This is a genomic window from Acetobacter pomorum (assembly GCF_002738225.1).
In the GTDB taxonomy this organism is placed as follows: domain Bacteria; phylum Pseudomonadota; class Alphaproteobacteria; order Acetobacterales; family Acetobacteraceae; genus Acetobacter; species Acetobacter pomorum.
On the sequence record NZ_PEBQ01000030.1, the window covers coordinates 103,663 to 123,857 of the forward strand.

38 protein-coding genes are annotated in these 20,195 nt (G+C 53.9%); 27 read left to right on the forward strand and 11 right to left on the reverse strand.

From position 1 onward, the window contains the following. Positions 1-2 precede the first annotated feature (2 nt). From CSR02_RS02590 to CSR02_RS02630, 8 genes are all read right to left on the reverse strand, one after another. Positions 3-287 carry a DUF2312 domain-containing protein gene (locus tag CSR02_RS02590; RefSeq protein ID WP_099540452.1) on the reverse strand — a complete coding sequence of 95 codons (285 nt, stop codon included), beginning with the start codon at positions 285-287 and terminating at the stop codon, positions 3-5. Beyond that, positions 284-739, reverse strand: coding sequence for a hypothetical protein (locus tag CSR02_RS02595; protein ID WP_099540453.1), 456 nt, complete (start codon positions 737-739; stop codon positions 284-286). Before CSR02_RS02595 ends, CSR02_RS02590 begins: the two co-directional genes overlap by 4 nt. After that, positions 736-1,161, reverse strand: a complete 426-nt coding sequence (locus CSR02_RS02600) for a helix-turn-helix domain-containing protein (RefSeq protein ID WP_099540454.1) — start codon at positions 1,159-1,161, stop codon at positions 736-738. Before CSR02_RS02600 ends, CSR02_RS02595 begins: the two co-directional genes overlap by 4 nt. Further along, entirely contained in the window at positions 1,140-1,490 is a 351-nt protein-coding gene (locus CSR02_RS02605) for a hypothetical protein (protein WP_099540455.1), read from the reverse strand. Before CSR02_RS02605 ends, CSR02_RS02600 begins: the two co-directional genes overlap by 22 nt. Further along, positions 1,490-1,717: a hypothetical protein gene (locus CSR02_RS02610; protein WP_099540456.1), complete on the reverse strand. Its 228-nt coding sequence runs from the start codon at positions 1,715-1,717 to the stop codon at positions 1,490-1,492. The genes CSR02_RS02605 and CSR02_RS02610 overlap by 1 nt, the downstream gene beginning before the upstream one ends. Further along, positions 1,714-1,953, reverse strand: a complete 240-nt coding sequence (locus CSR02_RS02615; protein ID WP_099540457.1) for a hypothetical protein — start codon at positions 1,951-1,953, stop codon at positions 1,714-1,716. The genes CSR02_RS02610 and CSR02_RS02615 overlap by 4 nt, the downstream gene beginning before the upstream one ends. Beyond that, on the reverse strand, positions 1,950-2,294 hold the full coding sequence (locus CSR02_RS02620; RefSeq protein ID WP_099540507.1) for a DUF6874 family protein: 345 nt from the start codon (positions 2,292-2,294) through the stop codon (positions 1,950-1,952). Before CSR02_RS02620 ends, CSR02_RS02615 begins: the two co-directional genes overlap by 4 nt. 322 nt (positions 2,295-2,616) lie before the next feature. Beyond that, the gene (locus CSR02_RS02630) at positions 2,617-2,955 is read right to left on the reverse strand and encodes a hypothetical protein (RefSeq protein WP_244176725.1); all 339 of its coding nucleotides are present in this window, start codon (positions 2,953-2,955) and stop codon (positions 2,617-2,619) included. A gap of 55 nt (positions 2,956-3,010) precedes the next feature. On the opposite strand from CSR02_RS02630, the gene CSR02_RS16230 reads away from it, so the two are divergent. After that, on the forward strand, positions 3,011-3,607 hold the full coding sequence (locus CSR02_RS16230) for a hypothetical protein (protein ID WP_143225522.1): 597 nt from the start codon (positions 3,011-3,013) through the stop codon (positions 3,605-3,607). On the opposite strand, the gene CSR02_RS17145 is transcribed toward CSR02_RS16230, so the two are convergent. Next, a complete protein-coding gene (locus CSR02_RS17145) occupies positions 3,604-3,942 on the reverse strand; it encodes a helix-turn-helix domain-containing protein (RefSeq protein ID WP_264820386.1) in 339 nt (112 codons plus the stop codon). The two genes, CSR02_RS16230 and CSR02_RS17145, sit on opposite strands and share 4 nt — an antisense overlap. Before the next feature lie 121 nt (positions 3,943-4,063). On the opposite strand from CSR02_RS17145, the gene CSR02_RS17230 reads away from it, so the two are divergent. The 16 genes from CSR02_RS17230 to CSR02_RS02715 all read left to right on the forward strand — a co-directional run bounded on the left by CSR02_RS17230 (position 4,064) and on the right by CSR02_RS02715 (position 11,740). Next, positions 4,064-4,279, forward strand: a complete 216-nt coding sequence (locus CSR02_RS17230) for a transcriptional regulator (RefSeq protein ID WP_099540508.1) — start codon at positions 4,064-4,066, stop codon at positions 4,277-4,279. Continuing rightward, a complete protein-coding gene (locus CSR02_RS02650; protein ID WP_099540462.1) occupies positions 4,276-4,641 on the forward strand; it encodes a hypothetical protein in 366 nt (121 codons plus the stop codon). Before CSR02_RS17230 ends, CSR02_RS02650 begins: the two co-directional genes overlap by 4 nt. After that, complete coding sequence (locus CSR02_RS02655) at positions 4,641-4,850, forward strand: hypothetical protein (RefSeq protein WP_099540463.1); 210 nt, start codon at positions 4,641-4,643, stop codon at positions 4,848-4,850. The genes CSR02_RS02650 and CSR02_RS02655 overlap by 1 nt, the downstream gene beginning before the upstream one ends. Further along, positions 4,847-5,338 (forward strand): hypothetical protein, encoded by a 492-nt coding sequence (locus tag CSR02_RS02660; protein WP_099540464.1) that lies wholly within the window; start codon positions 4,847-4,849, stop codon positions 5,336-5,338. The genes CSR02_RS02655 and CSR02_RS02660 overlap by 4 nt, the downstream gene beginning before the upstream one ends. Continuing rightward, positions 5,335-5,934: an RNA-binding S4 domain-containing protein gene (locus tag CSR02_RS02665; protein ID WP_099540465.1), complete on the forward strand. Its 600-nt coding sequence runs from the start codon at positions 5,335-5,337 to the stop codon at positions 5,932-5,934. The genes CSR02_RS02660 and CSR02_RS02665 overlap by 4 nt, the downstream gene beginning before the upstream one ends. Positions 5,935-5,936: 2 nt before the next feature. Next, a complete protein-coding gene (locus CSR02_RS02670) occupies positions 5,937-6,188 on the forward strand; it encodes a hypothetical protein (RefSeq protein ID WP_099540466.1) in 252 nt (83 codons plus the stop codon). Continuing rightward, positions 6,185-6,682: a hypothetical protein gene (locus CSR02_RS02675; RefSeq protein WP_099540467.1), complete on the forward strand. Its 498-nt coding sequence runs from the start codon at positions 6,185-6,187 to the stop codon at positions 6,680-6,682. The genes CSR02_RS02670 and CSR02_RS02675 overlap by 4 nt, the downstream gene beginning before the upstream one ends. Continuing rightward, positions 6,682-7,107 carry a hypothetical protein gene (locus CSR02_RS02680; protein ID WP_099540468.1) on the forward strand — a complete coding sequence of 142 codons (426 nt, stop codon included), beginning with the start codon at positions 6,682-6,684 and terminating at the stop codon, positions 7,105-7,107. Before CSR02_RS02675 ends, CSR02_RS02680 begins: the two co-directional genes overlap by 1 nt. Beyond that, on the forward strand, positions 7,104-8,264 hold the full coding sequence (locus CSR02_RS02685) for a hypothetical protein (protein WP_099540469.1): 1,161 nt from the start codon (positions 7,104-7,106) through the stop codon (positions 8,262-8,264). Before CSR02_RS02680 ends, CSR02_RS02685 begins: the two co-directional genes overlap by 4 nt. Further along, a complete protein-coding gene (locus CSR02_RS02690) occupies positions 8,261-8,518 on the forward strand; it encodes a hypothetical protein (protein WP_099540470.1) in 258 nt (85 codons plus the stop codon). The genes CSR02_RS02685 and CSR02_RS02690 overlap by 4 nt, the downstream gene beginning before the upstream one ends. Then, positions 8,485-8,976 carry a hypothetical protein gene (locus CSR02_RS02695; protein ID WP_099540471.1) on the forward strand — a complete coding sequence of 164 codons (492 nt, stop codon included), beginning with the start codon at positions 8,485-8,487 and terminating at the stop codon, positions 8,974-8,976. Before CSR02_RS02690 ends, CSR02_RS02695 begins: the two co-directional genes overlap by 34 nt. Before the next feature lie 99 nt (positions 8,977-9,075). Then, a complete protein-coding gene (locus CSR02_RS02700; protein ID WP_099540472.1) occupies positions 9,076-9,486 on the forward strand; it encodes a hypothetical protein in 411 nt (136 codons plus the stop codon). A gap of 70 nt (positions 9,487-9,556) precedes the next feature. Next, complete coding sequence (locus CSR02_RS16470) at positions 9,557-9,718, forward strand: hypothetical protein (protein WP_167384078.1); 162 nt, start codon at positions 9,557-9,559, stop codon at positions 9,716-9,718. 150 nt (positions 9,719-9,868) lie between these two features. After that, positions 9,869-10,744 carry a tyrosine-type recombinase/integrase gene (locus CSR02_RS02705; RefSeq protein ID WP_099540473.1) on the forward strand — a complete coding sequence of 292 codons (876 nt, stop codon included), beginning with the start codon at positions 9,869-9,871 and terminating at the stop codon, positions 10,742-10,744. Between the two features lie 37 nt (positions 10,745-10,781). Next, complete coding sequence (locus CSR02_RS02710; RefSeq protein WP_099540474.1) at positions 10,782-11,414, forward strand: DUF3164 family protein; 633 nt, start codon at positions 10,782-10,784, stop codon at positions 11,412-11,414. Next, positions 11,411-11,740 carry an HNH endonuclease signature motif containing protein gene (locus CSR02_RS02715; RefSeq protein ID WP_099540475.1) on the forward strand — a complete coding sequence of 110 codons (330 nt, stop codon included), beginning with the start codon at positions 11,411-11,413 and terminating at the stop codon, positions 11,738-11,740. The genes CSR02_RS02710 and CSR02_RS02715 overlap by 4 nt, the downstream gene beginning before the upstream one ends. Before the next feature lie 13 nt (positions 11,741-11,753). Here CSR02_RS02715 and CSR02_RS02720 read toward each other — a convergent pair whose 3' ends face one another. After that, positions 11,754-12,143 (reverse strand): type II toxin-antitoxin system HicB family antitoxin, encoded by a 390-nt coding sequence (locus CSR02_RS02720; RefSeq protein ID WP_042787624.1) that lies wholly within the window; start codon positions 12,141-12,143, stop codon positions 11,754-11,756. Next, positions 12,140-12,328, reverse strand: a complete 189-nt coding sequence (locus CSR02_RS02725; RefSeq protein ID WP_035365565.1) for a type II toxin-antitoxin system HicA family toxin — start codon at positions 12,326-12,328, stop codon at positions 12,140-12,142. Before CSR02_RS02725 ends, CSR02_RS02720 begins: the two co-directional genes overlap by 4 nt. Here CSR02_RS02725 and CSR02_RS16745 point away from each other — a divergent pair. Genes CSR02_RS16745 through CSR02_RS02770 form a run of 10 tightly spaced genes read left to right on the forward strand, consistent with a single transcriptional unit; the run spans position 12,242 to position 20,179 of the window. Beyond that, the gene (locus CSR02_RS16745; RefSeq protein WP_208616790.1) at positions 12,242-12,511 is read left to right on the forward strand and encodes a hypothetical protein; all 270 of its coding nucleotides are present in this window, start codon (positions 12,242-12,244) and stop codon (positions 12,509-12,511) included. The genes CSR02_RS02725 and CSR02_RS16745 overlap by 87 nt on opposite strands. 33 nt (positions 12,512-12,544) lie before the next feature. Next, positions 12,545-13,141: a terminase gene (locus CSR02_RS02730; protein WP_099540476.1), complete on the forward strand. Its 597-nt coding sequence runs from the start codon at positions 12,545-12,547 to the stop codon at positions 13,139-13,141. Next, entirely contained in the window at positions 13,131-14,921 is a 1,791-nt protein-coding gene (locus CSR02_RS02735; protein ID WP_099540477.1) for a terminase large subunit, read from the forward strand. The genes CSR02_RS02730 and CSR02_RS02735 overlap by 11 nt, the downstream gene beginning before the upstream one ends. After that, positions 14,909-16,219: a phage portal protein gene (locus CSR02_RS02740; RefSeq protein ID WP_099540478.1), complete on the forward strand. Its 1,311-nt coding sequence runs from the start codon at positions 14,909-14,911 to the stop codon at positions 16,217-16,219. The genes CSR02_RS02735 and CSR02_RS02740 overlap by 13 nt, the downstream gene beginning before the upstream one ends. Before the next feature lie 6 nt (positions 16,220-16,225). Continuing rightward, positions 16,226-16,969, forward strand: a complete 744-nt coding sequence (locus CSR02_RS02745) for a head maturation protease, ClpP-related (protein WP_099540479.1) — start codon at positions 16,226-16,228, stop codon at positions 16,967-16,969. Between the two features lie 49 nt (positions 16,970-17,018). Further along, positions 17,019-18,269 (forward strand): phage major capsid protein, encoded by a 1,251-nt coding sequence (locus CSR02_RS02750; protein WP_099540480.1) that lies wholly within the window; start codon positions 17,019-17,021, stop codon positions 18,267-18,269. Positions 18,270-18,271: 2 nt separating this feature from the next. Then, positions 18,272-18,916 carry a head-tail connector protein gene (locus CSR02_RS02755; RefSeq protein WP_099540481.1) on the forward strand — a complete coding sequence of 215 codons (645 nt, stop codon included), beginning with the start codon at positions 18,272-18,274 and terminating at the stop codon, positions 18,914-18,916. Next, positions 18,916-19,248 carry a hypothetical protein gene (locus tag CSR02_RS02760; protein ID WP_099540482.1) on the forward strand — a complete coding sequence of 111 codons (333 nt, stop codon included), beginning with the start codon at positions 18,916-18,918 and terminating at the stop codon, positions 19,246-19,248. The genes CSR02_RS02755 and CSR02_RS02760 overlap by 1 nt, the downstream gene beginning before the upstream one ends. Further along, complete coding sequence (locus tag CSR02_RS02765; RefSeq protein WP_099540483.1) at positions 19,245-19,682, forward strand: hypothetical protein; 438 nt, start codon at positions 19,245-19,247, stop codon at positions 19,680-19,682. Before CSR02_RS02760 ends, CSR02_RS02765 begins: the two co-directional genes overlap by 4 nt. After that, positions 19,679-20,179: a hypothetical protein gene (locus CSR02_RS02770; protein ID WP_099540484.1), complete on the forward strand. Its 501-nt coding sequence runs from the start codon at positions 19,679-19,681 to the stop codon at positions 20,177-20,179. The genes CSR02_RS02765 and CSR02_RS02770 overlap by 4 nt, the downstream gene beginning before the upstream one ends. Positions 20,180-20,195 lie beyond the last annotated feature (16 nt).

The following is a 20,195-nucleotide window of genomic DNA, read 5'->3' on the forward strand; positions in this document are numbered from 1 at the left end:
TTTTACATGCCCAATGCGCGGCGGTAGATATCCAGCATGGTTTCCTGTTCTTCCACCTGTGCGGGATCCATCTTCCTGACCTTGATAAGCTGCCGGATGATTTTCACATCAAAGCCCGCGCTTTTGGCTTCTGTGAAAATGTCCTTTACGTCTCCACTAAGTGCAGCGCGTTGCTCTTCCAGATTTTCGACACGTTCGATAATGCTGCGCAGGTGACCCGCAGAAATTCCGGCCGTTGGATCCTTGCCTACCTTCTGGTTGCCATCGTGGTTATCTGGAAAGCTCATGTTGCCTTCCTTTTTAATGCGGCTTCTGCTTTTTCCTTAATATCTTCAAGGTATGCGCCGGGATCTGTGTCTTCTCCAATTTCAGCTAAGCAAATGACATTCTTGAGGGCTTCTTCTAGTTCCACAATTCTTGCATGACACACTGCAAACTTTGCCTGAGCATCTGATTGGCGCACCACACGCAGATCTTCATCAACGTTGATGAGATCTGGGCGATAGCAAAAAACTTCAGGCATATATCTTTTGCCAATTTGACGAAGTGTTGCCACCACATCCAAATTTACATCAGGAACAGCATCAGCGGCCAGGATTGCAGCCGTAAAGGCCTTGCGCAATTCTCCAGCAGCATATGGCTCTTTTTCCTGATACTCGGCAAAAGACATGCCGCCTTTGAACTGCGTTGTATGTTGCCATATAGCATGAACAGCAGCTTCAATTCTAGGATCTGTCATGCTTCCAATCCTTCAAAAAACCATGTCAGCGGCACGTCCAGTGCGGTGGCGAATGTGGGCAGGAGCGTTGCCTTTATGGCGTTCTTGCCGGTTTCATACTTCTGCATCTGCTGGTATGTGCAGCCTATGGCGTGGCCTAGCTGTTCCAAGCTCATGTGCAGTTCATGACGGCGCTGGCGGATGCGAAAACCCAAGCGTTTATCATTACGGATACGCTTTGGCGCTTCTACCTGTGGTGGTGGTGCGTAGGTGCCTAGAAGCTGCTCCAGATCTATCTGTGCAGAAGGAGGGATGTGCTGTGCAGAAGTAGGAACGTATTTCCGCATATTCCGATAACTGACAGCACAATCCACAACATGGTGAGGCGCTGAGAGGGTGCAGGGTTGCGCATGTTGGCGGTCTAGTGCTTGGCTGTTGAACATGGCATGCCATCCATTACGATATCTATGCTATCTCCGCGCCCAACCTGAATGCCATTATTGATAATATCCGCTATCTTTTCAGGCTTTGCATTTTTGGGAACATGCCGAACAGTGGCATCACCAAACACAATGGATGCTGCCCCAAGAATATAGTTAGGGTTCCCAAAATGATTTTGGAAACACATGAAATCGTTTCCTTCCACATTGATAACCCCTAACCCAGCAACAAATGTGAAATCTGCATTTTCACCTGCTTCCATGATCTGCGTGCGAATATTGTCGTAAGTTATCTGCAAGCATTCGAGGGCCATTTGCCGTTTGTCGGTCATTACGCAGCCCTCACTTCACGCTGGCGGAAGATGGAGGGCAGCGGGAACATGCGGCGCTTGGCGTAGCCGATGCGCAGGGCAGCATCTGCAATGTCCTGCTCAGCTTCCATTGCGGCGGCCATGTCTTTGACCAGGGAAAGCATGGCCAGCTTTTCTTTGCTGTCCACATTGCGGTGGATGAGCTGCTCCAGCTGCGTGCGGGCAGCCTGAAAGGCGTGATTGTTCATTTGGATTGTCCTGCAAGTTTATCAGCCAGAGAAACAAAGTTTTCGGCTTCTGTGCGGGTTACGTTTGCAATGCGCTGCCAAGCTGCCGCTCGTTCTGGCAAGCCGCTGGCCTGATTGGCGCGGCGGAAGCGTTCCATCTGATCCGCCATAACAAACAGATCATCAGCAGCGGTGCGGTATTCTTCAATTTTCTTGAGGGCCGCTTTGCGCTGTGTAGGGCAGGGGATGGCATTCATGCTGCCTGCTCCCTACGGCGGTACACCACGTTAAGCGCAAAGTGCAGCCGCGTGCCGTAATCCATATGCGCAGTTTTTGTGTTGAGGTTGCGTTTGAGCGTGCCCAGATCATCCAGAACAAGCTGGAAATCCTGTGCGTTGGCCATGCCTTCCAGATCAAGGTTGCAGACGCGGGAATGGCACACACGCAACAGCTTGTTGGTGAGGTCATACACCTTGTTGCGCCTTGGTGTTTCCTTGAGTTGGAAGTGATCTACTACGCGCCGGATGATGCGCAGAATGGCTTTGCCCTCAACATGAGAGAACACATACCGTTCTGTCCGATTAGGCTGATGAACCATCTTGCTTCTCTTTGAAGGGGAAGTCTGTTGCCAGACTCCCCCAACTTTTTCCATTCTTGGCGCACCAACAGACCCAAGAAAGGAAAAACGCTATGTCAGACCAAATAGATACAACTATTGAGGCGGCTCTTATTCAGGCTGCTGCAACACTAACAGCTTCTCATTTAAGTGCTCGCTCTGCTTCCAGATGTAATCCTAACACTGAATACGAGCACTCTAAGGTTTCCAGTGAGTTTTATAACCTTTTGAAGCGCCTGAAATCCGATTACCCACAGCCAAAATAGTATCTACTGACTAACACCTAAACTATAGGCCGTGCCTATTATTCTGTTTGTTGGCTGGGCACGGCCGCATTCTTGCGCAATTCCGCAATGGAAGCTGTTACCAGTTTTTCCACATACTCACGGATATCGAGTAGGCGTTGGGCATCTGGATCTTTTTCGATAAAAAATGATGCGGCATACCGCGCTAACTTAAGCGCTTCCACTTTGCGCTGATCCCTGAGCACATCACCATTACGGGATGCGGCGTCTGTTCCGCTTTCTGCTTCCTGCGCGATGGAATAAGGCACGCGGATTTCTGTGGGGAATGGCCCTGTGCGTTCTTCTATCAGCACAAAGCCGCCATCGGCTTCTTCAATTTTGTATCGTGTATTTGACACGGTTTTTCTCCACCACGAGTTGTGATGGAGGGAATGTGGGATATACTCACATTTAATGTCAAGAAAAAATGTGGGAAGAAATCACACGCGTGTTTATTTTTTTCCTTATTTAGTGGAGATGAAAAAAATATTGATCTTAGTGTCTGCCATATTTTTTAACTCATTAACCTTAGAGGCTAAAGCGCAAACGCCATATTCGCCTATTATAGGGCCGTGGCAGTTTCGTTCGAACCAAACGTCCGATGGATTATGGCAGTGTCAAATGGTAACCTACCTTCCTAATCGGGCGGGGTTACTTTCTATAAATATCTCTGATCCTAGTAGAAAGATGTCTATTTTTCTTGAAAAGTCTGGATGGGATATTCCTGATGGAACTCAGGTTCCGATAGATATTGTATTTGAAAAACATGGACTGATTAACTTCATGGGGTATGGCAAAGGGGATGCCATTATTATTATTCCAAATGAAGAGCAGAAAATAAAATTTCTTATTAGATCAACTTTTTCAAAAAACTTTATTCTTCATTTTATTAAGGGAAATGAAGGTGTTTGGTTTGTAACAGGAAAATATATGAAGGAAGCGATGAAAAATATGTCAACATGTTTAGATTATATTCATCAACTATCTCAACCCCCAACACAACCTTATTAGTGAGCAGGAGGCTTAACTCGATTTAGCAGCATTGCTAATAATGGTTCAGCTTCATCTCTCGGTAGAGCCCTGTAAGCATAAAGTAGCAAAGCCTCTTGCTCATTTTCAGCCACAGCAGAACGTTTGCTATTAGGTTTGTCACCAGACGTTAACCAGTCTAGTGAAACACCGTAAAACTCTGCAGCAGCCATCAATACCTCCCTACCTGGCAGGTATTCGCCAGTTTCAATCTTGGTCAGATTTGACCGAGATGTCCCTATGGCGACCGCTGCCTCGACTTGGGTCATATTGCGCTGCTTGCGTAAGTTCCGCAAACGTTCTCCTATACTTGACACGGCATTTTTCCGTCTTTCACGATTCTGGTATAATTAAATAGACGAAACATGCTTTATGACGGGTGAACTGAGCCCACATTTTTCTTGACATAGAATGTGGGAATATCCCACATTGCAGCTTATGAATGGCTTAGAAAGAGCAATTTCTGAGGTAGGTGGCGTCTGCAATCTAGCTCGCAAGTTAGACCTCCATCATTCCTCCATCATCCTTTGGAGGAAGAATGGAAGGGTTCCTGCTGAACGAGTGCTTGCGATTGAGCAAGCAACAGGAGTTCCTCGTGAAGAAATCCGTCCAGATATCTTCTCTAAGCATGAAAGCACTGGAGTTGCGGCATGACTGATTCCCATGAGGCAACAATTCCGCACACACCGGACACCGTCACGCGGATGGTGTCCGGTGAGGATGTGAAGGGGCGTCCTGCTGCGTCCCCGACTGATCTGGAAATGCTTGGCCTGCGTATCATTACAGATATGTCTGGCACATATGTTGTGAACAAAGACCAAGCACGTCCAGTTGCCATTAGCCGTAGGCAGGCATGGCTATTTATCAGGCTGCTGCAAATTTTGCAGCGAGCAGCTGACGGACATGATCCGCAATTTCCCCTGCTTCGGTTGATGGTAGATGTGGCTCCACAAAAGTTGCCGACATCTGAAGTTCTGGCCCAGCTTCATTTTGTAGAAGGCGGAAATTCACATTGATGGAAAATCCTTTCTGCCTTGTGCCAGCAGAAATAAACAGCTGGTCGATACAAATGGTTGGTGGTTTAGGCACGCCTTTTGTTGCAGGCATAGAATCGTCCTTTCATGGTTTGGGGAAACGCATGATGGACGTAGCGGGCAGTGGCGACAATGCTACTGCCCGCATCCCTGTTTTTCAGAAAAATACGAATGCTGGAGTTGCGGCATGACTGATTTCCATGAAACCAACCATGCCGCAGAGGCCGGAAGCCGTCACGCGGATGGTGTCCGGGGCACAGGCCTGAGCAATGAGCAAGCCCTGCGTAAATGGGCCTTGCAGACAATTCTGCTCAGCCCGCACCCCATGCCTAAATCATGGGCAGAGTTAGAACGTGGGGCATCGCGCTTGATTGCTTTTGTGGAAACTGGATCTTCAGTCCTTCCAGATGTCAGTTCTGTCGTAAATGCTTCCTTCTTCGACTGGAGCGTTCAAGCCGGGAATAAGAATGTTGGCACCTTTAAGGGCTTCCAAAATCTTGGTCTGCGTACGCTCCAGTTCGGAAATGCGGCGTTCCAGTTCTTCCGTAGTCGGCTTCATAAGAATTCGTCCTCTCATGGTTTTTGCAATCACATGATGGACGAAGCGGGCAGGGGCGACAACGCCGCTGCCCGCACTACAGATTGCCTGCAAAATGCAAATGCTGGAGATGCGGCATGACTGATTACCAGAAGCGTAATTCAAGAGACGTTGATCCAATTTGCATGATCAGCGTGGCAGATTGCGGTAGCGAATTGCTCCAGGTGAACAATGCTTCACAAGATGCAACCGTGCTGGAGCTGGATGCCAAACAAACATGGCTATTGGCCCGTTTGCTTTACATCATGCAGGAGTTCCAGAATGGCGCTGATGCCAATAAGGAATTTCGGTATCTGCTGCGTGATTTGGCTCAAAACGCATGGCCCACAATGTCTTGTGATCACGTTATGGGTGTGGATTATCAGGATAAGGCCAGAGGTTGTTTGGCGACTGTGTATGGGCCGGAAAAACCGCTTCAGCCCGAAGATCTTAGCCCACTGAAATCAGTCTCTTATCCGGTCTTGTTTCAGGAAGTAGCAAAGCATGGTTTTGCCAAAACAAATGGCGAAGCACGGCGCTTGGTGCGTGGTGGTGGCATTTGGGTAAACGGCAAACGCGCCAATGATGAAAACATGCCGGTCAAAGTTGGTGATGTTGTAGGCATGTGCCTTGGCACACCTAACCGGCGTGAATTTACCGTTTGCGCTCCAGATCAAGACGAGATCCGGGAAGGTTGATCATGCTGAATGAACTACGTTTCTGGTTGCATTCTGCCCCATGGTATAGCCTGCGAATGCAGCCTGACACACGGCTTTTGCAAGCCGTGGCTGTAACTGAGATTTCCATACAAAAGTTTGGGCAAAGCGAAGCCGTTACGGTTTGCTTTTACTACCCCAGACTGCGCGATTTTGTGCGCCATGTGAGGGTTTTCGGTTTTCCGAAATTGTATTGCCCTACGTTTGCACGCCTGAAGGCGTTTTTTACGCCATGACGCCATTTTCTAACCGCTTTCTGGCATCCATCAAAACAGCCACAAAACATGCGGTTGAAGCCGTTGGAGATTTCCGGGCCGCAGCCGGTTTTACGCGCGTGCAGAAATCCCAGCTAGAAGCATATGCGAGCAGACATCAGCCAACCGTTATCCCGCTGGACGTTGCCATAGATCTGGACAGATGTGCTGAGCAGCCCATTCTGCTTTCAGAAATGGCCAATGCAGAGGGCTTTGCTCTGGTTCCGGTCAAGTTCGGAAGCGGCCCACTGCCGCACGATATGGGCAAATTCGCCAAGGCCACCAGTGAGGTTCTGCAAAAGGGCTTCGAGAGCATGGCGGATGGCAACGTGGATGTGCAGGAAGCGCAAGAAATTCTCACATATGCGCAACGTGCCCGCACATCGCTGCATCACATTGAGTCCACAGCTCATAAGATCATTGCAGAAGGCAAGCCATTGCAGGTGACCTTTCCGCATGGGGCTAGTGGCTCCTGATGGCTGACGTGTTTTTTGATCTTGAGGCGGTGTATTCATTTTTGAATACACGCATGCGCAAAGCCGGTGGCAATTCGGCTTTTGCCCGCATGATGGGCCTGAATGACAAAACACTGTCAAACATGGCCAATGCACGCCGCAGGCTGAATGATCAGCTGCTGGCAGCGTTGGGCCTGGTTGAGGTTGAACGGTATGTGGATGTGGATGGAAACGTCCTGCCCATGCTGGAAGTGTATTCAAAACTGAATACAGCAATAAGGCGGGCTGGCGGCAATTCGGCATTTGCGCGGTTGCACGGCCTAAACGACAAACACCTTTCCAATATGATGAATGACCGTAGGCAGCTTTCCAAAGCATTGCTGCGCGTTGTCGGTATTAGGAGAGCAAAGCTGTACATGTATGCGGCAAGGAGCGCGGCAGCATGATATGCCCCAATATTGCGGAATTTGACCGCAGCCAAATACCATCACCCAAAACCTTGCGTTCAGCACCGTGCGAAATGCGCGGCGTGCTGGACAAGCTGCTGGATGCGCTGAAGGAAATGCGTTCTTGCGTGTTTCGTGCTGGCACACTGGTTTTGAATGATGCGGAAATTGCCAAACAGGCTGGATTGCAGGCCGATGAGCTGGAACGCAACCTGCCGCAGATGATTGCCCGTGGCATGCTGGCGCGTGATGATGAAAACGCGCTGTTCAGCACAGTCATGTATGATCGGCTGCTCCGGCGTGAGGAACGCGCTGCCCGCACAGCCACAGCAGACGCAGACTGGCAGCAGAAGCAGGAAAGCGGTGATGTGCCGGAAGGTATGACGCGCCAGCAAATGGCCAATAAAAAGAATGCCCAGATGGCAGGCAGACCCCGCAAAGGAGAAAGCCGGGAACAGGCATTTGAACGCAGGCAGCGTGAACAGGCTCAAAAACGCCAGCAGCCACACCTGCTTATGCCCATTTCAGGCGCAAAGACCGAAATCGAAAATCGAAACGGGAAATCGAAACAGGAAAATTCGATTAATTCGATTCCCATAGATCTAGAATTAGAGAGAGATATTAATATTCCTTCTAGTTCTATTTCTGGGGAAATCGAAAACCCAGCACTGGCTCAGGAGCAGGTGGCCCAGACAGTAGCCCGCGTGATTGCCACAACCGGCATGAACGATCAGGCGCCGTATGCGGTCTCGCTGGTAAGGCGCTGGATGGGGCAGGGCGCAGAACCGGATACCATTATTTCTGCCATTCGGGAGCATACCGAGGCCATGCGCAAGAATGGTGAGAAGCCTCGGCGGCTAAAGGTGTTTGAAGCCGCAGTTTTGCGCGGCATAGAGGTGCAGCACTTGCGCCCGAAAGCGCAGGATACAGCCCCCGAAAAACCGCAGACAGCCAAGGAAAATGCCAAATTCGAGCAGGCATGGGCCAAGGCCGCCAAGGTTTGGGAGGATGCGTTTACCGATTGCCGAGATTTTGGGGCTGTAAAGCGTCGCTGGCCAGAACTGGCGCAGGAAAATGGCCTGCCGCCCGTGCCGTTTGAGAAAGCCGCATATCAGCAGCACTTCATGCACCAGCAAAGCGCACAGGTGGCAGCATGAGCCTGCGTGTGTTGCTGCGAAACCTGCGGTTGAGGGCTGAAGGCAAGCCCAACGCGATTGATGCAATGGAAGATCTGCGGGCCAAGTTGGCCCAGGAACAAAAACGGCGTGCAGAGGCTGAACTGGAAATCACCACTCTGCAACGCCGCTTGTTTGATTACGAGAATGACCGTCCCCGTGATGCCAGAGGAAGATATGCACAAAAACGCGGGGCTGCAACATGCAAGAATTACCTCCCACGCCGGAGCGCCTAGAAAAAGGCGATATCACCAGCGTCTATATTGAAGATCCGGTTAGTAAATCAGATCAGCCGCGCCTGAGTTCATCGGGCGCGGTTTATGCGTTGCAGAAGTCTGGCACGTTGTCAGATGCGCAAGTTGCCGCAGCCGAACAGTGGGCGCGGGATTATGAAACAGGCATTTTAGGTGCGCGGGATCCTGAATCGTCAAAACAGTCTGGAAAGCCAGATCACGAATACTGCATGCTTTCGCGCATTCGTGCAGCTGATCGGTGCCTATACATTCGGGAACACATAGGGCCACTGGGCGAGAAGTTCCTGATAGATTTAATGGTAAACGGTCTTTCTGTTCAGAAGATTTCTGAAAAACATGGCAAGCGGCGGGAACGTATAGCCGGTGCCATTGATTTCTGCCTGGAGCAGCTGGCAGACCTTTATGCAGATATGCCAGGGAAGCTCTGGTTCAATAAATAGTTGCCTGCGGCAGCTTTTGCGTTTAATTTGTCAAAATCTCCGAAGTCGTGTGTCCATCTGGGCCACGGCTTTTTTTGTATCTTCTGAAAAGCTGAACGCATGAAACACTGGCAGAAGATCTGCCGTGGTGCTGTTCTGCTGCGCGGGAAGAAGATTGTTCTAGTCGTTTCGGCAGATGGAAATGTGGCGCATTGCGTGCGCATGGTTCCAGATCGTCTGCCACGGCATCGGGCTGATGTGATTTTGCGGGCCGTTGGTAGCCTGAAAAATACGGTTGCCCGTTGCAATGCCCTTGCATGCGAAAAATATGGCCACCTGCAATCGCTGCGCGAACTGCCAGCGGGTGCGGTGTATGCTGAGCACGACATGCAGCGCATTGATGCCGCACTACGCAAAGAACATGCTTCCCGCGCGGTGGAAGAGTTGCCACCCGGCGTGATGGAAACAACATGGCGCGGGCCAAAATGGGGCGATTGCGGCCGCAAGGTTGGCGGCGCTCCATCCGATTAAGCGAAACCCCCGGCTGTTCGAGCAGCGCGGGGGTTTCTTTTGTCCACCCCTGACCTTTCCAGGAATGAACATGCCTGATCTTAAAGATCTCTGGCGTTTGGTACAAGTGATGAATGAAATTAAAGCATGGCGCTTCACCGTGATTATGCTTGTTGCTCTAATCACTGGTCTCGCATTTGCTATCGAAAAAGCACTCCCAGGCGTGGCTGCTATCATTCAGGCATGTCGGTAAAAAGCGTCATGATAACGCGGTATTATCTGACAGGGCATACCTGCCAAGGTGTCAGATAACCCGCAGAACACCCCCCAAACCCGTCAGATAATCTCTGTTATCTGACGGATTTTGAGGGTTGGAAATGACCCGATAATATAGGGAAATCAAATGGTTAGCGGTGATCAGCCCAGATCGACCGCGCCAGCAGTGCCGGATGATGGCATTCACCGTGCGGATCTTCCGCTGGTCAAAACGTGGCTGCACAACCGCAGCAGCAACACGGTGCGGGCCTATCGCACCAATGTTGCGGAGTTCGCCCGTTTTGTTGCCAAGCCCATGGCAGATGTTGCCCTGGCTGACATTCAGGCATGGAACGACAGCATGGCCGATGCGGCGGACAGCACGCGCCGGCGCAAGATCAGCGCCGTGAAATCGCTGCTGACCTACGGCCACAAGCTGGGCTTTCTACTGCAGGATGCAGGCGCTGCGTTCCGCATGGAGCGTGGCCGCGACAATCTGAATGAGCGTATCCTTTCGCGCCAGCAGGTGTTGGCCATGCTGGCAGGTGAGAAGGATCCGCGCCGCCATGCGTTGCTGGCGCTGCTTTACGGCACCGGCCTGCGGATTTCAGAAGCCTGCGCGTTACGCTGGCGCGATATGACACGCCGCCAATCGGGCGGCATTGCAACGGTTTTCGGCAAAGGTGGCAAAACCCGCCATGTGCAGGTTTCACCATCGTTGTGGAAAGAGATCGCGGCTGTGCGGTCTGATGTCGGGCCTGATGCGCCCGTTATCCCCGGCCACGATGGCGGCCTGCTTCATGAACGCGCTGTGGATCGCGTTGTGAAGCGGGCCGCAAAACGAGCGGGCCTGCCGCCTGATGTCTCTGCTCACTGGCTGCGCCATGCTTTTGCGTCACACCAGTTGGACGCGGGGCAGCCGGTGCATTGGGTGCAGGCCCAGCTCGGCCACAGTTCGCTGGCTACGACAACACGATACAGCCACGCCAGCGCAGACGCGGCGGGCGCTGACCTTCTGGCCTGACGCCAACCGGCGCAGGCATTTCTGACAACGATGGAGAATGACAATGCAAACCGTGCCTGACGGTTTCATGCAGGACAGTCGCGGGCGTTTGGTGCCAGAAGCGAATGTCCGGCCATCTGACAAGCTGCAAGATGATCTTGTACGTCGGTTGCATCGTGAAGCTGACCCGGTGCGGCAGTTCATGATGGATTTCAAGCGGATGTGTTTCACTGACATCAATGCTTATCTGGAGTTGGTGGCCGAGAAATACGGCACCAAGATCGGCAGCGACAAAGGGAACATCACGCTGACCAGCTATGATGGCACGCTGCGCGTGACTGTGGCGGTCGGCAATATTAAGACGTTTGGCCCTGAAATTCAGGCGGCGAAAACGCTGATCCATGGTTGCCTGAACCGCTGGTCTGAAGGTGCTAACGCCAACCTGAAAGCCGTTGTGCTGGATGCGTTTGACGTGGACAAGCAGGGCAGCATGAACGTGGACAAGATCCTTGCACTCCGGCGCTTGGAGATCGAGGACGAGGAATGGCAGCGTGCCATGCAGGCGATTTCTGACAGCGTGCGCGTGGATGTAACCAAGAACTACGTGCGGTTGCACCGGCGGCCATCGCCAGATGCCAAATGGGAGCTAGTGCCATTTGATCTGGCAAAGATGGACGTGGCCACAGCATGAGCAGCCGCAAGAAAGCCGTTCTGACGTGCATGAGGCCGCTTGTAGGCGTTCTGGACACCAGCATAGCCAAAGAGCCACCCAAACGCGCTGACGGCTTTTATACAAGCCCTGAGTGGCGTGCCCTGATGGCATCCATCAAGCGCAAGCGGCCGCATTGCTGTGAACAGTGCGGCCGCACCGGCACGCGGCTCTTTGGGGATCACATTCAGGAGCTGAAGGACGGCGGCGCACCGCTGGACGAGAACAACGTCCAGTTGCTCTGCGGATCCTGCCATACCGCCAAGACCGCACGGGCGCGGGCAGAGCGATATAAGCAGGAATATTGAGCGGTAAGCAGGCTTATACAGCCTGCTCGCGGTTCAGTTTTTCCCAGGCGGCTTCAGCCAGAAACTTGGAGCGGTTTTTGCTGACAGCTGCAATGGCAGACACAAGGCTTTCGTCCAGCGTGACGTTCACACGCACGGCCTTAGATGGCAGCCGTACATGAACCATGAAGGCAACACCTTGAGCAAAGTTCGGATCCTGCATGACCTTATCCAAAGGCGATGGAGCAGGGATGGGCTCACCATCTTCTGTCATGCCAAAGATATGGAATTCCAAGGCTTCCTGAGCCATTTTCCGGGCCTCTTCCAATGAAGAGCCTGCTGTGATGCAGCCGGGAAAATCTGGAAAGCTGACCCCGAAATCACTTTCGGGCTCTTTGTGGATGATGGCGATATAGTCGCTCATTTCAGTTTGACCCCTGATTGTTTCTCTACGCTCCGCAGAGTGCCGAGTGGAAGATCCCGCTTAGGGTGAGGCACCGTTACCCGACCTGGTTTTGTCGGGTGCTTGAACTGCTGATGACTGCCTTTCGTGGCGACAAGATACCAGCCGTCTGCCTTGATCTTCTTGATTATCTCTCTGCTGTCCATGTGTATGATCATACACATAACGATACACAAAAGACAATGCAAGGAATGTGTATCAGTGTGTATTTTCAGGCATCTCCTGCCATGCGCTCAGCGGGTAGGGGGAGGGGTAAAAGTGCAGCGAACGCATGGCACCTGAACCGCGCCAGTGGCACGCGTGAAAAATTTTTCGTTCCAGCGTTTTGAAGTGCGCACTTTTGTTGCGCGGGATGGTGGGGAATGCCCAAAAAAACTGACACGGATTGGCACGCGATAGAGGCTGATTTTCGCGCAGGAGCCTTGTCAAACCGCCAAATTGCAAAAAAACATGGCGTGGCCGAAAGCACGCTGCGCAAGCGCATCGCGTCCGGTGGATGGGTGCGCACTTCTGCGCAAAAAGTGCGCAAAAACACCAAAACTGCGCACCAACCTGCGCACAATCCCCAGCGCAACCCAGCTCCACCACGGGAGAAACCACCATCAACCGGGCGCGGAATAGCCAACAACCTAGATGAACGCACCGAAAATCTGGTGTCGCGGCTGCTTGGCGAAGTTGAGGACACGACTGCGCATCTTGGCGAGATTTCCGAAGCGATTGAGCTGGAAACAGCCAGCGATACCGGATCGCGCCGGCGCGATGCGATGTTGAAGGCCATCAGCACGAAAGAGCGGGCGGAAACCGTACGCACGCTGAAGCAGATCCAGATGATGGGCGTCACGGGTTCCGGAAAAAAGAAGGGCGTGAAGGAAGAACGCCGGGAAGCTGCTGAAAAAGCAGCCAGCGGCAAGTTCTCGCGCATGTCTTCCCCCAAACTGGTTGTGAACAATGGCAAGTGAAACCGAGAAAAAGCCCGCAACACGCAAGCGCAAGGCGGCAACCACTGCACGAAAGACCGGGACAGCCACCACACGGCGCAAAGCAACGCCTACGGCCAAGACTGGCCTGTCATGGAGCACAGCCTGCCGGGATTGGGAAAAGCGCATCATTGCGGGTGAAAGCCTTGTGCCATGTGATCCGCTTTTTCCGGACGCCGCTGCGCAGGGAATGGCTGTTTTCAACGCCCTGAAGATCGTGGACGTGCTGGGTGAACCGACCATTGGTGAATCCTGCCGTGATTGGCTGAAGGATTTTGCCGCCGCCATTTTCGGTTCATATGACCCGGAAACCGGCAAGCGCATGATCACCGAGTTTTTCCTGCTGGTGAGCAAGAAGAACACCAAAAGCACCATTGCCGCGGGCGTGATGTTGACGGTGCTGATCCTGAACTGGCGGCAATCAGCCGAGTTCCTGATCCTGGCACCGACCAAGGAAGCCGCAGACAACGCATTCAAGCCTGCGCGGGACATGATCAAGGCGGATCCTGAACTGGATGCCCTGTTCCATGTGCAGGATTACACCCGCATCGTGACGCACCGCGAAACCGGGGCAACACTCAAGGTTGTGGCGGCAGATGGATCTTCCGTTGTGGGCAAGAAAGCCACCGGCATTCTGGTGGATGAGCTGTGGGAGTTCGGCAAGAAGCCTACGGCCGAGAATATGCTCATGGAAGCCACTGGTGGCATCGCCTCCCGTCCGGAAGGCTTCATCATTTACCTAAGCACGCAGTCGGATGAAGAGCCTGCCGGTGTGTTCAAGAGCCGTCTGGAATATGCGCGTGGCGTGCGGGACGGCAAGATCAATTCGCCCCGTTTCCTGCCGGTTATCTATGAATTTCCCAAGAAAATTCTGGATAAGAAAGGCGAGCACAACCCGGATAACTGGTACATGACCAACCCCAATCTGGGCGTGTCGGTATCGGATGAGTTCCTGCGGGACAGATACGCCCAGGCTAAAGAGGCGGGGGAAGGCGTGCTGCGCGTCTGGATGGCCAAGCATCTGAACGTGGAAATGGGCATGTCCCTGCGCGAAAAGGCATGGGCCGGGGCCAAATATTGGGAACGCCAAGGTGATCCGCTGGTCACGTTGGAACTGATCCTAGAATGCTCTGATGTAATTGTCTGCGGCATTGATGGCGGCGGTCTGGACGATTTTCTATCTCTGGCTGTGCTCGGCCGGGATGAAGAAAGCAGCGATTGGCTGCACTGGCAGCGCAGTTGGGTGTTTCAGGACGTGCTGAAGCATCGCAAGGAGGAAGCGCCGCGCTATCTGGATTTCCAGAAGCAGGGTGATCTCGTCATTGTCCATGAAATGCGTGACGACAATCGGCAGTTGGCGGACGTGGTGGAAATGATCGACCAGTCCGGCAAGCTGGCCATGGTTGGGCTGGATCCTGCAGGTGTGGCTGAAATCGTGTTTGCCCTGCATGCTCGTGGCATTGAGCAGGAGCGGATTGTGGGGATCAGCCAGGGCTGGAAAATGACCGGGGCCATCAAGACGCTGGAGCGCAAGCTGGCGGATGGCACGTTCTCCCATGGGGCGCGTCCGATCATGGCCTGGGCGGTTGGCAATGCGAAGGCGCAAGCCAAGGGCAACAATATCGAAATCACCAAACAGATGGCAGGCGGCAAGAAGATCGACCCACTGATGGCACTGTTTGATGCCGTGGCCTGCATGAGCCGGAACCCGGAGCCACCGATCCAGAGTATTTATGATCGTGAGGAACTATGGGAATCCTGAACAGCATTTTCGGTGGCGGGCAGAACACGCCGCAGGAACGTAAGGAACCCTCGTTCTTTGCCTCTGGTAACCCGGAAAATCCCAGCACACCGCTGACCGATATTCCAGATTGGTCGGAATGGCTGGGATACCCTGGCGGCCGGAGCATGGATTGGGCACCACGGGTAACGGAACGCACGGCCATGGCCTGTTCGGCCGTGTATCGGTGCGTGACGCTGGAAGCCGGTGTGATTGCCGGTCTGCCATTGAAGATCTGGAAACAGCATCCGGGCGGCCAGCGGGAATTGCAGCCGAACCACAAGCTGGTTCCGTTGCTCAATACAGTGCCATATCCGGGGCGTTCCCTGACCTCGTTTGTCTGGCGTGAGCTGTGGGGCCTGAATGTGCTGCTGTGGGGCAACCATTACAGCGCCATACGGTATGACGGCGCTGCACGGGTGATCGGGTTTGAAACCTTCATGCCGTGGCAGGTGCAGGTGGTGCGCTTACCTGCCAAACCGGGTGTGAATTACTACGTCTGCACACATCTGGACGGCACTGTGGAAACTGTCCTGCAAGAGGATATGATCCATATACCCGGCCCCGGTTTTGATGGTGTGAAGGGGCTATCGCGCATTCAGGCGTTTGCGCGTGGATCCATTGGTCTTGCGCATGCGATGGAAGAACGTACCGGCCGGATGCACCAGAATGCTACATTGCCCAGCGGGGTAATGCAGGTGAAAAGCCGCATGAATGCTGATTCCTTCCGGCGCATGAAGACGCAGCTGGAACAGAATTACGCTGGGGTAGGGAATTGGGGCAAAACCATCATTGTGGATGATGGTGCCGAATATACTCCATTCCAGCTTAGTCCGCAGGATCTGCAAACCATTCAGGCCCGTGGCTATCAGGTGGCAGATATTGCCCGATTTTTCGGGGTGCCGCTTCATATGCTCAATGCCACGGAGAAAAGCACATCATGGGGCACGGGCCTTGCAGAAAACACGCTGGCCTATCTGATTTTCACGCTGGATGCGGATCTCAAACGCATTGAGAGTGAACTGAATGCCAAGCTGTTCCTGGGCACGAATTTCTTTGCGGAGTTTGACCGCGAAGGGCTGCTTTCCATGGATCCGCTAAAAGCGGCCCAGGTCACGGCAGCGCAGGTGCAAAGCGGCCAGCTTACAATCAACGAAGGCAGGGCAAAGGATAACCGGCCGCCGGTCTCTGGTGGCGATACGGTGTTCATCAATGGCGCATATGTGCCGCTGGAACAGCAGATCAAAGATCCTGCACCACCCACGCCTGCTAAAGAATGAGGCAACATGTACCGACATAATTCACCAGCAGCCCGGTTTTCCAACCGTGTGTTGCTGACGTGTGCGCAGGCTGGTCTGCCCCAGACATTGGACATGCGGCCGCGTGCCGCAGCTGATCAGCCTGCCGTTATTTACCTGTATGATGAAATCGGCCTCTGGGGCGTCACCGCGCAGGATTTCACGCAGATCCTTGTCAGTGCTGGCCCAGGGCCGATTGAATTGCACATCAACAGCCCCGGCGGTGATGTGTTTGACGGTCTGACCATTTATAATGCGTTGGAAGCGCATGATGGGCCAGTTTCCGTTGTGGTGGATGGTCTGGCGGCGTCTGCGGCATCCTTCATCGCCTTGGCAGGGGATACCATCAGTATGGCTCCAAATGCCTTTCTGATGATCCATAATGCCTGGGGCGTTGTAGTCGGCAATCAGAACGACATGACGGAAACCGCCGCAGTGCTTGCCAAGATAGATGGCAATCTTGCCAACCTGTATGCTGGGAAAACCGGCCAGACCGTGCCAGCCATTGCCGACATGATGAACGCAGAAACATGGTTTACGGCGCAGGAAGCTAAAGATGCTGGCTTTATTGATAGCATTACGGATGCCAGCCAGAACAAGGCGCAACTGACGCTGAGGGCAGGGATATTTCCCAAGCAGCCCACGGCTCAGCAGAAGACCAAGAATACGCTGTCAGTGCCCGATATCGCGGCACGCCGCCGCATCGTTCAGCTGGCTGAAGCTGAAAACTGACACCGGCTGCTGAACAGCGGCCACCCCATTTTTCCGGAGACAAGAGAATATGAAATCCAAGGAACTGCGCGCCAAACGGGCGAAGCTGGTTGAAGACGCACGCGCTCTGACCAATGGCGACACCATGACTGACGAGCAGGCAGCTCAGTTTGATGCCATGATGGCTGAAGCTGACCAGATCAAGGCACAGATTGACCGCATTGAACGTGCCGAAGATGCTGAACGCACACTGGCACAGGAAATCGCCAACCGTGCAGATGAAAATGGCACCAGCACTGATGAACAGGAAGACGAGGAACGCCGCCATAAGCGTGTGTTTGCTTCATGGTTGCTGGGTGGCATCAACAGCCTGACAGGCGAAGACCGGGATTATGTTGTTAAGCGTATGTCGGCAGCTCAGTCCCAGTTCAAGAATGATGCCAATGGCACAGGCACAGGGCCTGCCGGTGGTTATCTGGTGCCGCCTGCCTTTGCCGATCAACTTCTGGTTGCCCTGAAGGATTATTTCTCGGCTCTGGATCTGTTTGATGAGGTCTCCACCGGGACGGGTGCAGATCTGCCTTGGCCTACCAATGACGACACCAGCCGCCGTGCCCGGATCATTGGGGAGAATACCCAGATCGGGCAGTCTCCCATGACCTTTGGCCAGTCCGTCCTGAAGGCTTTCCTTTACGCTACGGATGCCGTGCTTGTTCCGTGGACACTCATGGAGGATAGCTTCATTGATCTGGATGCCTTCATCACCACCGCGCTGGGGACTGCATTTGGGCGCACGCTGGCAGATGATCTGACCAATGGCACCGGTAACGGTATGCCCATGGGCGTGGCAACAGCCGCAGCAGCGGGCCCAACCTCTGTGGGTGCTGCTATCGCCTTTGAGGACATCATGGAGCTGAAGCACAGCGTAAACCGTGCGTATCGCACTGGCGCCGTGTTCATGATGAATGACAATACAGTCAAGTCTCTGGCGTTGCTGAAGGATAACGAAGGCCGGCCGCTCTGGATCCCGTCCTTGCAGGTGGATTGCCCTGATGTGCTGGCAGGCTTCCCGATTGCCGTGAATGAAAGCATGGCAGACGTGGGTGCGGGCAACGCGCCCATGCTGTTTGGCAACATGAAGAACTACAAGTTCCGCATGGTCAAACAGGTGTCCATCGTGCGCCTGAACGAACGGTATGCCGATTTCCTTCAGACCGGCTTCTTCGGATATGCCCGGTTTGGCGGTGGCCTACCTTCTGCAGCGCAGCCGATCAAGAAGCTGGTCATGAAAGGCACAGCAGCTCCGGCCACAGGCGGCTAATCATGCACACGCTTTCGCTGGATGGTCCGTCAACAGTGGTTCCGCTGGCCCTGCTGGCGGATCTGAAGGCGGAACTGGGCATTACCGATAGCACTACAGATACCATGCTGGCAGACAAACTGATGGATGCCTCCAGCATGGTGCTGGATTACATCGGCAGCCCCTTGCTTTCGGGGGCATGGACAGAGGAATTTGTCATTGAAGGTGGTGACCAGCTGAAAGAGATTGTTCTTTCAGTGCGGCCGCTGGATTCCATTTCCTCCATTTCCCGAAACGGGCAGATGTGGACGCCTGATCAGCTTTCAGACCTCGTTCTGGATAAGCGGGCAGGCATCCTCTCACACCCCACGCCAACGCGGCGTAGGTGGCAGCATGGTGTGTATAGTGCCGTTTATACGGCTGGATATGTGCCACCGCAGGTTGCTGAGGATGGCACAGTGAACAGAGGCACACTGCCACAAACCATTTCCCGCGCCACAGTGCTGGCAGTTGCGGCCATGGTGCAAGGGGCAGGGCGAGATCCCAACCTGAAATCGGAAAGTGTGCAGGGTGTTGGTTCTACCAGCTGGAACATCGCTTCAGGCACAGGTGGCTTGCCGCAGCAGGTAGCCGATATGCTCGCAAACTATCGGGGAGCACATCTGTAATGGGCTGGATCACACAGTCACGCCGCCGCCAGATCATGGCCAAAGGCCGCCCGATGGTGCTCCGGACAGCGGATGGCACAACATCCGTCACACTTATGGGCTACGCGCCACCAGCGCAGGCCGCACAGATTGTGGATGCCACGGCAAAAACGGCCTTTGTCTGCCAGATTACCAATACGGAACTGGCAGCATCCGGTTACGGCGCTCCAGCCGCGCTGGACCGGATCAGGGATGGGCCAAGGCTCTATGTCCTCACAGACGTCACCCCGGTTTACGATGGCGCAACCCTGTGCGGCTGGACGCTTGTTGCCGCAGGAGGCGAAACCTCATGACATCACCCGCAGTATGGAACAGCGCCTGGGCCATTGCCACAGCAGCAGCACAGGCAGATGGCCTGCAACTGCTGGATCCGGCAGCCCAGAACCGTACGGTGCCCGATGGCCCCTACTGGCTGATGGAAACCACATCCGGTACCTCAGACCGTGCCGGCGCGGGTGATCCCGTCAATCTGGAGGATGGCACCATCTGGCTGCACCTTATGGTGCCACGCGGGACAGGATCACCCACCGCTCTGGCGCATCGCAAAGCCATGTCAGATGCCTTCCGCACCACCATGAAGCAGGCCGAAACATCCCGCCCCGCAGATCTGCCGGTTGGACTTTACTACCACGGCCACAGCTTTGACCCACCCGATCTTGATCAGGATGGAAACCGCGTGCGGTTTTCCCTGGGCATTAATTACGAATATCAGGATATCCTCACATGAAATTCTTCCCTCTGTATGAAACAGGCGCCAATACCGGCACGTATGCTCTGGGCAGCACGGAAATCGAGGCCGACAGCACATCCGATGCTGTCACGCAGGCTGCACAGGCCGCACCGGCTGGCTGCCGCACGGGTGTGTGGCCTTATCAGATGATTTCTGGCACGCCAGCCGCCATTGCCCCGGCTGCGGATGAAAACGGCAAGCAATACAACGTGCTGACGGAACCTGCCGGCGCAACGGGATCATTTTCAGCCAATGGTCAGGTTTTTGCCTCCATCGGTGCCGATGCCGCAGGCATGTGCCTGAGCCTGCAAAAGTTCTTCGGCTACCGTCTGGGTCTGATCCCCACAGATGCCAAACCTGCCGCCGCGGCTACCCCGGCAAACACAGGCAGCGCCGGTTCCGGCACAACCAGCTCTGGCACAACCGGCAGTAGCACAACAGCTTCCACCAGCAGCACGGTCACATCAGGTGGCACCGCCACGCCTGCTGCGTAACCGGCAGTCTCGCACC

Bases quoted from the DNA above. Each gene is read 5' to 3' on its own strand.
- CSR02_RS02590 (WP_099540452.1), bottom strand. From the start codon at position 287: ATGAGCTTTCCAGATAACCACGATGGCAACCAGAAGGTAGGCAAGGAT.
- CSR02_RS02595 (WP_099540453.1), bottom strand. From the start codon at position 739: ATGACAGATCCTAGAATTGAAGCTGCTGTTCATGCTATATGGCAACAT.
- CSR02_RS02600 (WP_099540454.1), bottom strand. From the start codon at position 1,161: ATGTTCAACAGCCAAGCACTAGACCGCCAACATGCGCAACCCTGCACC.
- CSR02_RS02605 (WP_099540455.1), bottom strand. From the start codon at position 1,490: ATGACCGACAAACGGCAAATGGCCCTCGAATGCTTGCAGATAACTTAC.
- CSR02_RS02610 (WP_099540456.1), bottom strand. From the start codon at position 1,717: ATGAACAATCACGCCTTTCAGGCTGCCCGCACGCAGCTGGAGCAGCTC.
- CSR02_RS02615 (WP_099540457.1), bottom strand. From the start codon at position 1,953: ATGAATGCCATCCCCTGCCCTACACAGCGCAAAGCGGCCCTCAAGAAA.
- CSR02_RS02620 (WP_099540507.1), bottom strand. From the start codon at position 2,294: ATGGTTCATCAGCCTAATCGGACAGAACGGTATGTGTTCTCTCATGTT.
- CSR02_RS16230 (WP_143225522.1), top strand. From the start codon at position 3,011: ATGTCAAGAAAAAATGTGGGAAGAAATCACACGCGTGTTTATTTTTTT.
- CSR02_RS17230 (WP_099540508.1), top strand. From the start codon at position 4,064: ATGAATGGCTTAGAAAGAGCAATTTCTGAGGTAGGTGGCGTCTGCAAT.
- CSR02_RS02650 (WP_099540462.1), top strand. From the start codon at position 4,276: ATGACTGATTCCCATGAGGCAACAATTCCGCACACACCGGACACCGTC.
- CSR02_RS02655 (WP_099540463.1), top strand. From the start codon at position 4,641: ATGGAAAATCCTTTCTGCCTTGTGCCAGCAGAAATAAACAGCTGGTCG.
- CSR02_RS02660 (WP_099540464.1), top strand. From the start codon at position 4,847: ATGACTGATTTCCATGAAACCAACCATGCCGCAGAGGCCGGAAGCCGT.
- CSR02_RS02665 (WP_099540465.1), top strand. From the start codon at position 5,335: ATGACTGATTACCAGAAGCGTAATTCAAGAGACGTTGATCCAATTTGC.
- CSR02_RS02670 (WP_099540466.1), top strand. From the start codon at position 5,937: ATGCTGAATGAACTACGTTTCTGGTTGCATTCTGCCCCATGGTATAGC.
- CSR02_RS02675 (WP_099540467.1), top strand. From the start codon at position 6,185: ATGACGCCATTTTCTAACCGCTTTCTGGCATCCATCAAAACAGCCACA.
- CSR02_RS02680 (WP_099540468.1), top strand. From the start codon at position 6,682: ATGGCTGACGTGTTTTTTGATCTTGAGGCGGTGTATTCATTTTTGAAT.
- CSR02_RS02685 (WP_099540469.1), top strand. From the start codon at position 7,104: ATGATATGCCCCAATATTGCGGAATTTGACCGCAGCCAAATACCATCA.
- CSR02_RS02690 (WP_099540470.1), top strand. From the start codon at position 8,261: ATGAGCCTGCGTGTGTTGCTGCGAAACCTGCGGTTGAGGGCTGAAGGC.
- CSR02_RS02695 (WP_099540471.1), top strand. From the start codon at position 8,485: ATGCAAGAATTACCTCCCACGCCGGAGCGCCTAGAAAAAGGCGATATC.
- CSR02_RS02700 (WP_099540472.1), top strand. From the start codon at position 9,076: ATGAAACACTGGCAGAAGATCTGCCGTGGTGCTGTTCTGCTGCGCGGG.
- CSR02_RS16470 (WP_167384078.1), top strand. From the start codon at position 9,557: ATGCCTGATCTTAAAGATCTCTGGCGTTTGGTACAAGTGATGAATGAA.
- CSR02_RS02705 (WP_099540473.1), top strand. From the start codon at position 9,869: ATGGTTAGCGGTGATCAGCCCAGATCGACCGCGCCAGCAGTGCCGGAT.
- CSR02_RS02710 (WP_099540474.1), top strand. From the start codon at position 10,782: ATGACAATGCAAACCGTGCCTGACGGTTTCATGCAGGACAGTCGCGGG.
- CSR02_RS02715 (WP_099540475.1), top strand. From the start codon at position 11,411: ATGAGCAGCCGCAAGAAAGCCGTTCTGACGTGCATGAGGCCGCTTGTA.
- CSR02_RS02720 (WP_042787624.1), bottom strand. From the start codon at position 12,143: ATGAGCGACTATATCGCCATCATCCACAAAGAGCCCGAAAGTGATTTC.
- CSR02_RS02725 (WP_035365565.1), bottom strand. From the start codon at position 12,328: ATGGACAGCAGAGAGATAATCAAGAAGATCAAGGCAGACGGCTGGTAT.
- CSR02_RS02730 (WP_099540476.1), top strand. From the start codon at position 12,545: ATGCCCAAAAAAACTGACACGGATTGGCACGCGATAGAGGCTGATTTT.
- CSR02_RS02735 (WP_099540477.1), top strand. From the start codon at position 13,131: ATGGCAAGTGAAACCGAGAAAAAGCCCGCAACACGCAAGCGCAAGGCG.
- CSR02_RS02740 (WP_099540478.1), top strand. From the start codon at position 14,909: ATGGGAATCCTGAACAGCATTTTCGGTGGCGGGCAGAACACGCCGCAG.
- CSR02_RS02745 (WP_099540479.1), top strand. From the start codon at position 16,226: ATGTACCGACATAATTCACCAGCAGCCCGGTTTTCCAACCGTGTGTTG.
- CSR02_RS02750 (WP_099540480.1), top strand. From the start codon at position 17,019: ATGAAATCCAAGGAACTGCGCGCCAAACGGGCGAAGCTGGTTGAAGAC.
- CSR02_RS02755 (WP_099540481.1), top strand. From the start codon at position 18,272: ATGCACACGCTTTCGCTGGATGGTCCGTCAACAGTGGTTCCGCTGGCC.
- CSR02_RS02760 (WP_099540482.1), top strand. From the start codon at position 18,916: ATGGGCTGGATCACACAGTCACGCCGCCGCCAGATCATGGCCAAAGGC.
- CSR02_RS02765 (WP_099540483.1), top strand. From the start codon at position 19,245: ATGACATCACCCGCAGTATGGAACAGCGCCTGGGCCATTGCCACAGCA.
- CSR02_RS02770 (WP_099540484.1), top strand. From the start codon at position 19,679: ATGAAATTCTTCCCTCTGTATGAAACAGGCGCCAATACCGGCACGTAT.